At 70.3% G+C, this 12,925-nt stretch carries 11 protein-coding genes and 1 tRNA gene; 11 read left to right on the top strand and 1 reads right to left on the bottom strand.

Annotated elements, in window-relative coordinates:
• The first annotated feature begins 13 nt into the window (after positions 1 to 13).
• The 3 genes from VZL07_RS16665 to VZL07_RS16655 all read left to right on the top strand — a co-directional run bounded on the left by VZL07_RS16665 (position 14) and on the right by VZL07_RS16655 (position 2,214).
• Positions 14 to 598, top strand: coding sequence for an Erp protein (locus tag VZL07_RS16665; protein ID WP_426756527.1), 585 nt, complete (start codon positions 14 to 16; stop codon positions 596 to 598).
• 212 nt (positions 599 to 810) lie between these two features.
• A complete protein-coding gene (locus tag VZL07_RS16660) occupies positions 811 to 1,524 on the top strand; it encodes an MOSC domain-containing protein (RefSeq protein ID WP_426756526.1) in 714 nt (237 codons plus the stop codon).
• Between the two features lie 153 nt (positions 1,525 to 1,677).
• The gene (locus VZL07_RS16655) at positions 1,678 to 2,214 is read left to right on the top strand and encodes a hypothetical protein (RefSeq protein WP_426756525.1); all 537 of its coding nucleotides are present in this window, start codon (positions 1,678 to 1,680) and stop codon (positions 2,212 to 2,214) included.
• A gap of 83 nt (positions 2,215 to 2,297) precedes the next feature.
• Here the strand turns inward: VZL07_RS16655 and VZL07_RS16650 are convergent, their stop codons facing one another.
• Positions 2,298 to 2,516 carry a hypothetical protein gene (locus VZL07_RS16650; protein ID WP_426756524.1) on the bottom strand — a complete coding sequence of 73 codons (219 nt, stop codon included), beginning with the start codon at positions 2,514 to 2,516 and terminating at the stop codon, positions 2,298 to 2,300.
• Between the two features lie 280 nt (positions 2,517 to 2,796).
• Here VZL07_RS16650 and VZL07_RS16645 point away from each other — a divergent pair, with 280 nt between their 5' ends.
• From VZL07_RS16645 to VZL07_RS16610, 8 genes are all read left to right on the top strand, one after another.
• On the top strand, positions 2,797 to 4,068 hold the full coding sequence (locus VZL07_RS16645; protein ID WP_426756523.1) for a hypothetical protein: 1,272 nt from the start codon (positions 2,797 to 2,799) through the stop codon (positions 4,066 to 4,068).
• Between the two features lie 67 nt (positions 4,069 to 4,135).
• Positions 4,136 to 6,262 carry a glycogen debranching protein GlgX gene (gene glgX / locus VZL07_RS16640; protein WP_426756522.1) on the top strand — a complete coding sequence of 709 codons (2,127 nt, stop codon included), beginning with the start codon at positions 4,136 to 4,138 and terminating at the stop codon, positions 6,260 to 6,262.
• Positions 6,263 to 6,378: 116 nt separating this feature from the next.
• Positions 6,379 to 7,029 carry a class I SAM-dependent methyltransferase gene (locus VZL07_RS16635; RefSeq protein ID WP_426756521.1) on the top strand — a complete coding sequence of 217 codons (651 nt, stop codon included), beginning with the start codon at positions 6,379 to 6,381 and terminating at the stop codon, positions 7,027 to 7,029.
• A gap of 182 nt (positions 7,030 to 7,211) precedes the next feature.
• Complete coding sequence (gene bla, locus VZL07_RS16630; RefSeq protein WP_426756520.1) at positions 7,212 to 7,994, top strand: subclass B1 metallo-beta-lactamase; 783 nt, start codon at positions 7,212 to 7,214, stop codon at positions 7,992 to 7,994.
• A gap of 257 nt (positions 7,995 to 8,251) precedes the next feature.
• On the top strand, positions 8,252 to 9,208 hold the full coding sequence (locus VZL07_RS16625; RefSeq protein ID WP_426756519.1) for a hypothetical protein: 957 nt from the start codon (positions 8,252 to 8,254) through the stop codon (positions 9,206 to 9,208).
• A gap of 302 nt (positions 9,209 to 9,510) precedes the next feature.
• Positions 9,511 to 9,580: transfer RNA gene (locus VZL07_RS16620), tRNA-OTHER, on the top strand.
• A 309-nt stretch (positions 9,581 to 9,889) separates the two neighbouring features.
• Positions 9,890 to 11,014, top strand: coding sequence for a slipin family protein (locus tag VZL07_RS16615; protein ID WP_426756518.1), 1,125 nt, complete (start codon positions 9,890 to 9,892; stop codon positions 11,012 to 11,014).
• A 55-nt stretch (positions 11,015 to 11,069) separates the two neighbouring features.
• Positions 11,070 to 12,884 (top strand): acyl-CoA dehydrogenase, encoded by a 1,815-nt coding sequence (locus tag VZL07_RS16610; protein ID WP_426756517.1) that lies wholly within the window; start codon positions 11,070 to 11,072, stop codon positions 12,882 to 12,884.
• Positions 12,885 to 12,925: the final 41 nt, after the last annotated feature.

Here is a 12,925-nt window from a genome sequence, read left to right as displayed (position 1 = left end):
AGGAGGGAGCAATATGGCGAAGCAGCTGAAGCGGGGATGGATGTGGGCCGGTGCGCTGGCGGGAACCCTGGCGTTGGGCACGGCCTGCAGCGCGACCGAGGCACCCGTGCAAGTGGCGCAGGTGGACCCCAACACCGGGCAGACGGTGACGCCGGGCGCGGCGCCTGGGAACACGTCACCGACGACGACCACGCCCACCACCCCCACCACGCCGAACACCACGGCTCCGGGCACGACGACCACCACGCCCGGCACCACGGCTCCAGGCACGACGCCTACCACGCCTGGCACCGGCGGCTCGGGCTCCACGACCACGTCGCCGTACAGCACGGGCGCGGAGGGCTCCACCTCCAACATCCCGGGCACGGCGCCTTATGGGGCGGACGCGGGCACCGGTGGCTCCGGCATGGGCACCACGCCTGGAACCGGGACCACGCCTGGCGTTGGCACCACGCCCGGCGTCGGCACCACGCCGGGTGTCGGCACCACGCCGGGTGTCGGGACCACGCCCGGCGTCGGCACTACGCCTGGAACCGGAACGTCCAACACCGTCCCGGCGCCCTCGGGTGCCTTGAACGACGCGGGCACGGGTTACTGAGCCCACGCGCTGAAATCTCATGAAGCGCCTCACCCTGGCACTGCGGCCCTCGCGGTACCTCTGGTGGGGCGCACCGCGCTGGACACGAGCCATCAGGCCCGCGCCTTGCGGCCACATGAAGCGCCTCACCCTGGCACCGCTACCTTCGCGGTGCCTCCGGTGGGGCGTGCCGCGCTGGACACGGCCCCGCGCGCCTGCTTTGTCCCGCGGCCATGGACACCACCGAGACGCGAATCCTGTCGCTGCGGGTGGGCATGCCCCGGGAGCTGGGCGTTTCTGGCGCCAGCGCGCCGATGGATCGGCCCTGGACCAGCGCCATCTTCAAGGAGCCGGTAACAGGCCCTGTATGGCTGTCCCCCACGGGCCTCACCGGCGACGGACAAGCGGACCGCAAGGTCCACGGCGGCCCCGAGAAGGCTGTCCTCGCCTACGCCCTGTCGCACTACGACTTCTGGCGCGAGCACCTCGCGCGTGACGACATCGGCCCAGGCGCCTTCGGCGAGAACTGGGTGCTCACCCAAGGCACGGAGGCGGACGTCTGCATCGGCGACGTGCTGCGCGTGGGCCACGCGCGCGTGCAGGTATCCCAACCCCGTCAGCCCTGCTGGAAACCCGCGCGCCGCTGGGGGCGCCGCGACCTGGCGCTGCTGCTCCAGCAGACGGGCCGCACCGGCTGGTACTACCGCGTGCTGGAGGAAGGCCACGTCCAGGAAGGCGACACGGTGACACTGCTGGAGCGCCCCTTCCCTGCCTTCACCATCGCGTTCGCCAATCAGGCCATGCATGGACAGGCGCCGGAGGCCGCCGCCGCGCTCGCGGAGTGCCCGCTGCTGACAGCGGGCTGGCGCGACTCGCTCCGGCGGCGCTCGCAGGGCAACCGGGGAAACGACCGCCCGCGCCTGGTGGGCCCCAACAGCGACGACTGAAGAACATCTTCGTCGGAGCAAGCCGTGCGCGGGTTTCATTCCCGCCGCCGCCTGGAGAGCAGGCGGCCGTGGGAGGGGCCTCTGCAGTCCGCACATCGGCTGCTCACGTTCCCGGCCAGCAGCAGGCAGACACAAACCTACCGGAGAACGAACATGACCAGGTTCCTCAAGACGAAGGCCGTCCTCGCCTCTCTCGCCGCCGGCGCCCTCGCGTTCGGTACCGCATGCAAGTCGGACTCGGGCGCGACACGTGACACGTCCACCACCGACAGCGGTGACATGGGCACGATGAGCAACCCGAACACGGGCACGAGCACCGACAGCAGTACCGACACCACGACGCCACCGGGGACGGGCGGCACGGGCATGGATGACCCCACCATGACGCCCGAGACGAACGACACCACGGACCCCAACAGCGTGGACCCCAACGCGGACCCGACGCTGAACCCGGGTACGGGCGGCACGGGCACGGAGGTGGATCCGAGCCTCGACCCGGACATGGGCGCCGAGCCGGGCACGGGGGGCGCCGGCGACACGGAGCCGCTCGACACCCAGGAAACCGAAGAGCTGGATGTCGAAGAGGACGACACCACGCTGGAGCCGGGCACGGGCGGCAGCGGCATGACGGACCCGGACAGCCGGATGACGCCGCCCACGCCGCTGCCGGAGTCCGACACCACGCGCTAGCCGCGCACGGGGCATGAGCCCTGGCGGCAGGAACGATGCCCGCGTCGAGGTGACGCGGGCATCCCCTTTTTGGAGCACCCGCCTCAGCTCACGCTGAAGCCGGGATACGGCTGCGGCGACTTCACCGGCTCGATGATGCGCTGGCTGCCCCCGGTACCGGGCGTTCCGGCGGGACCGCCATCCGGTTGCAACGGGGGCGGACTGCTGTGCGGCGTGCGCGTGTCGTCCTCGTTGCCCGCGTTCCGGTCGGGCGCGGTGGGTACGGCCTCGGGTGGAATGTGCAACACGTCCTTCTTGCTCATGGCGGCCTCCTTTCCTGTCCAACCTGGGCGCCGTCTGGGGAATGGTCACCCGGCGGATGGGCGCCTGGCTGAGCGAGTGCTTCCCGACACACCGTCAATGCGTCCGCCCCCACGCCACGTAGAACCGTCAGCGCCCCGTATGGACGCACCCACGCCTGCCGTGCGTGACCACCTTGAGGACGGGCGGGCAGCCACTGGGCGTCGGTGGCACCTTCCAGGAGAGCCACGCTGAAATAGTCAACCGAACCTGAATTCAGGTTCTGAACCCAGGTGGGATGCGATGAGCGTGAAGTTGTCACTGGCCGGCAGGCGGTGGGGGGGCCATCACCTTTTCTCCGCGTCCGAGGGCCCGCTTCCCTGGCTGCGTCGAATCTCGCGCTGGTTCGAGGAGCACCACGGCGAGCTGCTCGAAAGCGCCGACCTGGGCGCTGGCCCCCTGGGGGCGCCCACGCTCCGGCTGCGGCTCCACCCAGCGGCGAGCGAGGTCGCGTTCGTGGCCACCTCGGGCGTCCACGTGTCCGTCTCCGCGGAGACCTCCGCCGTGGGCCCCGGCTACCATCTCTTCCTCTGTGACGCGCTCAAGGCCCTGGGCGACGCGCTCGGCATCGTCTGGGCGAATGGCCATGCGTCCGGGAAGCCGGGTGACCCCACCGGCTACTTCCACACGGGCGACGCGGGCCCGGTGGACGTCCACATGCTGGCGTCGCTCCAGGATTGCGTGGGCCAGGTGCTGCGCATGCGCCGCCTGGGCGAGTCCGGCTTCGCGCTGGCCATGCGCCTGGGCCGCACCTTCGAATATCCCGGCGCATTGCTGACGCCGCTGGGTCCCCGCGACGCGCGCTGGCTGGTGGACGTGTACGAGGACCCTCGCCGCGGCATCGACGTGTTCCCCTGGTGGACCCCGGGCATCCACGCGCGCACCCGCCTCGACCGCGCGCGGTGCCGCCTGTGGACGGACGTCGTCTGGCGTCCGCCGCTCCTGGAGGACGAGCGCCGGCAGCTGCGCGACGTGGCCCGCCTGCTGGAGCAGGCCTGGCGCGAGGACCCGGGCCTGCCCTACCCCTGGCGGGAGTGGCAGGAGGTGCTCGGGTTCCTGGGCGTGGGCGGCACCCTCGCCGAGGAGGTCCACCGGCGCGCGTCCACGGCCCCGGGGGGCCCCCCCATCGGCTACCGGCGCGGCGAGGTGCAGGTGGCGCTGCCGGAGGGCTGGGAGATTCGCATCCCCGGCTCGCTCGCGGAGGCGTACCTCCAGGACGGCACCTGGGTGGCCCGGGACCACCGGCGCAGCGTGCGCTTCGTGCCGCTGGGGAACGGCGGCTCGGACCGCCTCGCGCCCACCTTCGTCGAGCGCCGGGCCATGGACCTGGAGCACCACGGAAAGCGCGTCAGCGGGCGGGCCTCGCTCCGCGTGGAGCCGGGCGAGTGCCGGCTGACGGCCCTGTGCACGTCGGGCAGGCGCCGGGCCCTGTGCGTGGTGAGCTTCGACGACCCGGACGAGCAGGACTGGGCGCTGGGGACCTGGCGCTCACTGGACCACGCTGCCGCCGCGTGACGCTTGCCAGCCCGCAAGGGCCATCCCCACATTCAGCGGGCTTTTCCTCCAGAATCGAGAGCCTGCAATGAGTAGGGAAGTCTGGCCGGGCAAGCCCTGGCCTCGTGGCGCCACCTTCGATGGTTCAGGGGTCAACTTCGCCGTCTACTCCCAGGTCGCGACGCGCGTGGAGGTCTGCCTCTTCGACCCCGCGGACCCGACGCGCGAAATCGAACGGTTCGACCTGCCGGAGTCCACGGACTTCGTGCACCACGGCTACGTGCCGGGCCTGGAGCCAGGCACGCTGTACGGCCTGCGCGTCCACGGCCCGTACGAGCCCTCCAAGGGCCACCGCTGCAACCCACACAAGCTGCTGGTGGACCCCTACGCCAAGGCGCTCTACGGCGACGTGGACTGGCGCCAGCCGGTGTTCGGTTATCCACTGGGCCACGCGCAGCAGGACCTGGCGCGCGACGAGCGCGACAGCGCGGCGGGCGTCCCCAAGTCCGTGGTGGTGAGCGACTTCTTCGACTGGGGCAATGACCGGCGTCCGGATGTGCCCTGGCGCAAGACGGTGCTGTACGAGGCCCACGTGCGTGGCCTCACCATGCGCCACCCCGGCGTGCCCGAGCACCTGCGCGGCACCTACGCGGGCCTGGCCTGCCCGCCCATCATCGAGCACCTGCAGAAGCTGGGCGTGACGTCGGTGGAGCTGCTCCCGGTGCATGCCTTCGCGGACGACTCGTTCCTCGACGACAAGAAGCTGTCGAACTACTGGGGCTACAACACGCTGGGCTACTTCGCGCCGGAGCAGTACTACGCCAGCCGCAAGACGCCCGGCGCCGCCGTCGCCGAGTTCAAGGCGATGGTGAGGGACCTGCACGCCGCGGGCATCGAGGTCATCCTCGACGTCGTCTACAACCACACCTGCGAGGGCAACCACCTGGGGCCCACGCTGTCGCTCAAGGGCATCGACAACGCGAGCTACTACTGGCTGATGCCGGACGGGCGGCACTACCTGGACTTCACCGGGTGCGGCAACAGCATCAACGCATCTCACCCCCAGGCGGCCCGGCTGATTGTCGACAGCCTGCGCTACTGGGTGAACGAGATGCACGTGGACGGGTTCCGCTTCGACCTCGCCACGGTGCTGGGGCGCACGGGCGAAGGCGCGTTCGACCGCAACGCGGCGCTGTTCCAGATTCTCCACCAGGACCCGGTGCTCAGTCGCGTGAAGCTGATCGCCGAGCCGTGGGACGTGGGCCTCGGCGGCTACCAGGTGGGCGGCTTCCCCGCGCCCTGGCGCGAGTGGAACGGGAAGTACCGGGACGCGCTGCGCCGCTTCTGGAAGGGCGACGAGAACCTCGCCAGTGAGATGGGCTACCGCCTCACGGGCAACGCGGACCTGTACGCGGAGGCGCGTCGCCGTCCGCAGGCGAGCATCAACTTCGTCACCGCGCACGACGGCTTCACCCTGCACGACCTGGTGACGTACAGCCACAAGCACAACGAGGCCAACGGCGAGCACAACCGCGACGGCGCGGACGACAACCAGTCGTGGAACTGCGGCGTGGAGGGCGAGACGGACAACCCGGACATCATCGCCCTGCGCGAGCGGCAGAAGCGCAACCTGCTGGCCTCGCTCTTTCTCTCCACCGGCATCCCCATGATTGTCGCTGGCGACGAGATGGGCCGCACGCAGGGCGGCAACAACAACGCCTATTGCCAGGACAACGAGCTGTCATGGGTGGACTGGAACCTGGATGAGCGGCGGCGGAAGCTGCTGGAGTTCACGCGCAAGCTCATCCACTTCCGCCACCGGCAGCCCGTGCTGCAGCGCCGCCGCTTCTTCAAGGGCCAGCACCTGTGGGACTCCGAGCACAAGGACCTGACGTGGTTCCGGCCGGACGGCACGGAGATGAACGCGGAGGACTGGCAGAAGCCCTTCGTGCGCTCGCTGGCATTCCTCCTGGGCGGAGATGCCATCCCCACCCCGGATGAGCGCGGGCAGCGCATCATCGGCGACGCGCTGCTCATCCTGCTCAACGCGCACCATGAGCCGGTGACGTACAAGGTGCCGCCCGCGGCGCAGGGCCAGCGGTGGGAGCTGGAGTTCTGCACCGCCGACGACAGCAGGGGCCCCGAGCCGCTGGAGAAGGAGACGTTCGAGCTCATCGGCCGCTCGCTCGCGGTGTTCCGACAGGTCGCGGACTGAGGCAGCCACGCTGCGTGTTAGGGTGCCCCGCCGCGTCCTCTCGCGGCGGGCGTGGCATACACGATGCCGGAGCGCCCGGCCGCGTCGCCTGGGCGTTCGCACGAGCCGGAGGAACCGTGTCCCGGGATGCGCAGGAAGAGGGCGTGAAGCAGGTATATGGGGAGATTGCCTCAGCCTACGAGGCGCTCTTCCCGGTCCTGCACCGGTACGAGGAGCGAGTCGAGCGATTCCTCGCGGCGGTGGTGACACCCGGCGCCCGCGTGCTCGACGTGGGCTGTGGGCCCGGACTGCACACGCGCGGCCTGGAGGCCTCCGTCACGGTGGTCGGCACCGACCTCTCCGAGGAGATGCTCGCACGGGCCCGGACCGCACGTCCCGAGGGCGCCTGGCACGTGCACAGCTACCATCAACCCATTCCTTCTGAGTGGGGCCGCTTCTCGGTGGCGCTCGCCATCGGCTGCCTGGACTTCTGCGACGACTTGCCGCGCGTGCTGAAGCACCTGGCGGACGCGATGGAGCCCGGCGGGCGCATGCTCTTCACCGTCCTGGAGCGGCGGCCCGGGCTCGAAGGACACGAGGCGCCCGTCCAGCAGGTGCAGACGGCTGGCCCCGCGGTGTCCCTCCACCTGTATTCCTTCGAGGAGACGGCGCACGCCGTCACGGCGGCGGGACTGCTCCCTCGCGCGTACACCCATGCGCCGGGTTGGGTCCAGCTCACGGAGCAGCGGACCATGTGGTTCGGCTGGTGGGATATCGAGCGGCGCTGACGGCGCGCCCCTTCGTGGCTCCAGTGCCACATTTCCGCTGCCGGGAGGCCACACCCGCGCTGCTCCAACCTGTGCACACGGCTTGCACGGGGACGCCGCCACCTGGTGCTACCCGTTCGCTGACACGAATTAGCACGCGGCTCCTGGCATTCACGAACAACCGCAGTTGAGGTCCCCCAACGATGACACTCCGTCCCTCCCCCTTGCTTGTCGCCTGCGCGCTCTTCACCCTGAGCGCCGCATGCACCCGAAAGACGCCCGCGGTCGAAGCGGAGCGGAGTGCCTCCGTGGAGACGCGGACCGGGCACAGGAACGAATATGTGCTGGCGGATGACGTGAGCGTGCATCAGCTCGCGCCCGGCGTGTGGCGGCACGTCACGGTGGTCGACACGGAGAGGTTCGGCCGCGTCTACACCAACGGGCTCATCGTCGAGGACGGCGAGACCTCGCTGCTCGTCGACACGGGGTGGGATGCGCGTCAGGGGGCGCTGCTGCTGAGCTGGGCGCGAGACACGCTGCGCCGCCCGGTGCGCGCGGCGGTGGTGACGCACTACCACACGGACCGGCTCGGCGGCGTGCCGGCGCTCGTGCCCCATGGCATTCCCGTCCATGGACTGGAAGAGACGGCGAGGATTGCCGCCGCCCTGGACCTGCCAGGGCCTTCGGAGACCTTCACGGAGTCCCAGTCGATGGGGCCGCTCGAGCTGTTCTTTCCGGGCGCGGGCCACGCGAAGGACAACGTGGTCGTGTGGCACCGGGAAAGCGGCGTGCTGTTCGGCGGCTGCTTCGTGAAGGACGCCACCTCGAAGGATCTGGGAAACCTGGAGGACGCGGACGTCGGGGCCTGGCCCGCGAGCCTGCAGCGCGTGCGGCAGCGGTTTCCCGAGGCGCGCGTGGTCATCCCCGGGCACGGACAGCCCGGAGGACCGGAGCTGCTGAGCCACACGGAAGCGCTGCTCCGCTGAGGGCCTCGCGGTTCTGGGGCTCGACACGCGAGCAGCCGGGCAGGCTTGCGCGCCGCGACAGCGCGTCGTCCGTTCGGCCAGGAGCGTTGGCCAGCGCACGCGAGGCGAAGCGTTCCTCGCTTGCTCGTCTGCCGGTGAGGTCCGTCCCAAGACATTCCCACACGGCTCCAGGGTTCACGGCCATGGGCGCGTGTCCTGGCCATTCCTACCGTCCGCCCAGAAGCACGGGCCGCTGGGTGTTGGGGACGGAGGGAGACATGAGGCTTGTGACGGCAGTGTCGCTCGCGGTGATGGCGAGCGCGTGTACCGCGGTGCGGATGGAGCAGCGGGACGGTTGCTGGGTGAAGCAGACCCGGTCCTTTCCCTCCACGCTCAAGGAGGAAGTGGGCCCCTGCGCACGGCCCGAGCCTGTGTGGTCCGAGGACCGACTCACGCGGCTGGTGCAGGAGTGCGTGATGCACACGGACTACCGCTGGCAGAGCAGCGCGATGGTGGCGTGGACCCGGAGCGAACCGCTCCCGGAGCGGGAGTCCGAGGAGAAGGTGCTCGCGGCCTGCATGGCCCGGGCGGAGGCCGTCCTGAACACGGAGAAGGGCGCGCTGGAGCAGCGGCTGAGCGAGGTGGCACAGGAGCGAGACACGCTCAAGGCGAGCATCGAGAAGGAGCGCAGCCAGTACCAGGCTGCCCTGTCGGAGCAACTCAACCGCCACGATGCCAGCATGGCGCGGGCGCGCGACCAGATGCACGAGAGCAACAACCTGCTCGCGGAGGCGCTGGGCGAAGCGGCGAAGAAGCCCGCGCCCTCGGCGGTGGCGACGGCCACCTCCACGTCCAGCAGCGAGGGATTGGCGAACACGCAGACCGACTCCACGCAGCGGAGCGACGCGACGCTCCGGGGTGACGTGTCATCCTCGGCACGGAGGAGCTCGTCACGGCAGACACCGCCGGCCACTTCCCCCCGGGTCGCCAAGCCCATCCTCGGCACCGCCCCCATGTGCGAGGTGTCCTCGGGCCCGGTGGCGAAGACGCGCACGGCAGGCACCTCTTCGAAGGAGCAGCCGGCAGACAAGCACGCCGCTGAGTGCAAGCCGATGCAGCCCGACAACACGCCTCCCTCCGAAGCGCCGACCGAGTCAGTCCTGGCGACGCCCGTGCCCCAGAAGGCGAAGGCGCCCATCCCATTCGTGCCCCAGGAGGCAGACGCGGTGAAGTAGGCAGGGGGCCTGCGTCCGCCCCTTCAAACGAAGTGGGCGGCCTCCAACCCATGGCCCCTGGCGTTCATCGCCAGGACAGCGCGCTGTCAGGTCCTCCGTGGCGCATCGTCCCAGTGCCCCGGCGGAATCCAGAGGTGCCACGGGGCTGTCCCTGGGCGCCCGACTCCGGGCAGGGGCGCGCTGCGTCCGGGCACCGGCGTGGGCGTTCCCATGTCCATCGCTCGCGGTGGCTCCCTCACATCGGCCCGCCCGGTCGGGCCCCCGTCGGGCCCAAATGGAAGCAGGCGCCAGCCGCGCCTGCTTTGAACTCGCTCACTGGTAGAGCACAGGTCCAAATCCTGCGGAGAAGGTTCGATTCCTTCGTTCAACCCAGAGGGCTTCGCCGCGAACTGACGTGAGCGCGGGTCCACCGCTTCCCACTCCTCCCACCTCGATGCCCGGCCTTCCGCCAGGGCGACAAGGCCCCTTTCGAGCTGTCAGCGAAAGCCCCTGCCGCCGTCCGCGACCGTGCCCGGCGCGTTGGCGCGAGCAGCCAGGAAGCGGCCAGGACATGCCGTACGCGCTCACCCGTCGGTGGACGGCGGGGCCCTCACTTTTCAGCAGTGCCCGGGACACGCGCGACACCGCGCACGGAAACGTCCCGGTTCTTCAAGCTCCCCGGAGGGGGAAAGGAGGTGCGCGATGAGCATCATGAGTGTGACGGTCGGGCAGAACGAGCGGGTCTTCGTGCTGGTGAACGAGAAGCCGGAGCGATACCTCGCTCCCGGCCGGTACTGGCTCCTCCACCCCTTCCGCACGGTGCGGCTGGTGCGCGTGAGCACCGAGCAGCCGCTCGCCCAGCTCGACCCGGCGCTCCTGGCCCTCGTGCCGGAGGCGGACCTTCAGGTCGTGGAGCTCGGCGCGGACGAGCGTGCCATCCTCTTCCACAAGGGCCGTCCCGTGCGCTGGCTCGGCCGGGGCCTGCACCAGGTGTGGCAGGTGGAGCGCATCCCCAGTCGCGACCACACGCCCCCCACGCCCACCGTGCGCGTGGAGCGCGTGGACACCTCGGGCATCGCCACGGCGCCGCTGCGTGACGACGTGCGCGCCCTGGTCCCCGCCAGCGATTACGTGGAAGCCACCGCCGCCGAGGGCAGCGTCGCGCTGCGCTACGTGGACGGTGTGCTGGACGCCGTGCTGCCTCCGGGCCGCCACGCCGCGTGGACCGTCGCCCGCAAGGTGCAGCTGGCCGTCATCGACCTGCGCGAGCGCCTGCTCCACGTCACCGGCCAGGAGGTCATGACGAAGGACCGCGTCACCCTGCGCCTCAACCTGTCCGCCGCCTTCCGCGTGGCGGATGCACGCCGGCTCGCCGTCGTGTCCCGCACGCCGGATGACGTCCTCTACCTCGCCATGCAGCTGGCGGCGCGTGAGGCCGTGTCGGAGCGGACGCTGGACGAGCTGCTCGCCTCGCGCGAGGCCGTGGCCGAGGGCCTCTTCACCCAGGTGAAGGACCGCGCGGACGCGGTGGGCCTGGAGCTGCTGCGCTTCGGCATCAAGGACGTCGTCCTCCCTGGAGAGATGAAGGAGCTGCTGAACCGCGTCATCCAGGCGCAGAAGGAAGCAGAGGCCAACGTCATCCTGCGGCGCGAGGAGACGGCGGCCACCCGCTCCATGGCGCAGACGGCCAGGGTGCTGGCGGAGAACCCGCTGCTGGTGCGCCTCAAGGAGCTGGAGGCCTACAAGGACCTGGCGTCCAAGGTGGGCCAGGTGCACCTCGTCCTCGGCGAGGGCGCCGTCCCCACCCTCCAGCTCAAGAGTCCCTGACTCGCGAATCAATCTCGGGTTAGCCTCGCGGCCCCACACCCGCGAGGAGCCCGAGATGTCGTCTTCGAACCACTACGTCCCCAACCTGCGCGATATCGAGTTCAACCTCTTCGAGTTCCTCGATATCGGCCGCGCCTCGCTGGGCCACGCGCCCTTTGGCGACCTGGATGAGACGTCCGCGCGCCAGATGCTCCAGACCTTCGCTCAGCTCAGCGTCAACGAGCTGGCCCTCAGCTTCGAGGAGCCGGAGCACAACCCGCCGAAGCTCGAGAACGGCGAGGTGACGCTGCCCCCGGGCCTGAAGAAGGCGATGAACGCCTTCTTCGACGCGGGCATGCACCTGCTGGAGCAGCCGCCGCACCTGGGCGGCCTGGGCGCGCCGCCGTCGCTGGGCTGGGCCGCGTTCGAGCTGCTGGTGGGCGCCAACGCCTCGCTGGCCTTCTATACGCTGGGCAACCTGCTGGCGCGCATCATCGACCGGCTGGGCACGGATGCGCAGAAGAAGCGCTTCCTGCCGCACATGCTGGAGCGCCGCTGGGGCGGCTCCATGGTGCTCACCGAGCCCGACGCCGGCAGCGACGTGGGCGCCGCCCGCACCAAGGCCCGCCGCGTCTCCGACGAGGTCTGGGAAATCGAAGGGGTGAAGCGCTTCATCACCAACGGCGACTCGGACATGTCCGAAAACATCATCCACATGGTGCTGGCGCGTCCGGAGGGCGCGGCGCCGGGCACCAAGGGCCTGTCGCTGTTCGTCGTGCCCAAGTACTGGGTGAACGAGGACGGCAGCCTGGGCGAAGCCAACGGCGTGGTGTGCACCAAGCTGGAGAAGAAGATGGGGCTGAAGGGCTCCGTCACCTGTGAGCTGACGTTCGGTGATGGGAAGCCCTGTCGTGGCCTGCTGCTGGGCGAGGTGCACGACGGCATCCGGCAGATGTTCTACATCATCGAGCAGGCGCGCATGGCGGTGGGCGTGAAGTCCATGGCCACGCTGTCCGCGGGCTACAGCCGCGCGCTGGCCTTCGCCAAGGACCGGCTCCAGGGCGCGGACCTGATGCAGGCGCGCGACAAGACGGCGCCGCGCGTGCCCATCTTCCGCCACCCCGACGTGCGCCGCATGCTGATGGCGCAGAAGGCTCACGCGGAGGGCATGCGCGCGCTGTGCCTCTACACCGCCTTCATCCAGGACGGCGTGGAGCGCAAGGGCGGCCACCGCGCCACCGAGGCGGGCGAGCTGGACACGCTCAACGACATGCTCCTGCCGCTGGTGAAGGGCTACTGCTCGGAGAAGGCCTACGAGCTGCTGGCGCTATCGCTCCAGGTCCACGGCGGCTCCGGCTACCTGCAGGACTACCCGGTGGAGCAGTACATCCGGGACCAGAAAATCGACACGCTCTACGAGGGCACCACGCACATCCAGGCGCTGGATTTGCTCATGCGCAAGGTGGCGCGCGACGGTGGCGCGACGCTCCAGGGGCTGCTCGCGCAGATTCGTGAGACCGCCGAGCGCAAGGGTGGGGGCAAGGAACTGGAGGCCGAGCGCGCCGCCCTGGGCCGCGCGCTGGGAGATTTGGAGACGATGCTCGGCACGCTGATGGGCAAGCTGGGCGAGTCCGTCTACCACGTGGGCCTGCAGGGCAACCGCGTGCTGTTCGCCGTCGCGGAGGTCGTCATCGGCTGGCTGCTGGTGCGCCACGCCGAGGTCGCGCTGGAGCGCATGAAGAGCAACCCGGGAGACCGCGCCTTCTACGTGGGCAAGCTCGCCAGCGCCCGGTGGTTCTGCCACGAGGTGCTGCCCGGCGTCGCCCACGCCGCCCGCATGGTTGAGCACGGCAACCTGGACCTGATGGAGGTGCCGGAAGAGTCGTTCTGACGCAGGTGCCACGAGGCGAGCCTGGCCCGCGGTGGCCAGGC

The organism is Pseudomyxococcus flavus (assembly GCF_050038885.1).
Classification (GTDB): Bacteria; Myxococcota; Myxococcia; order Myxococcales; family Myxococcaceae; genus Myxococcus; species Myxococcus flavus.
This window is presented reverse-complemented; position numbering and strand designations above follow the sequence as displayed.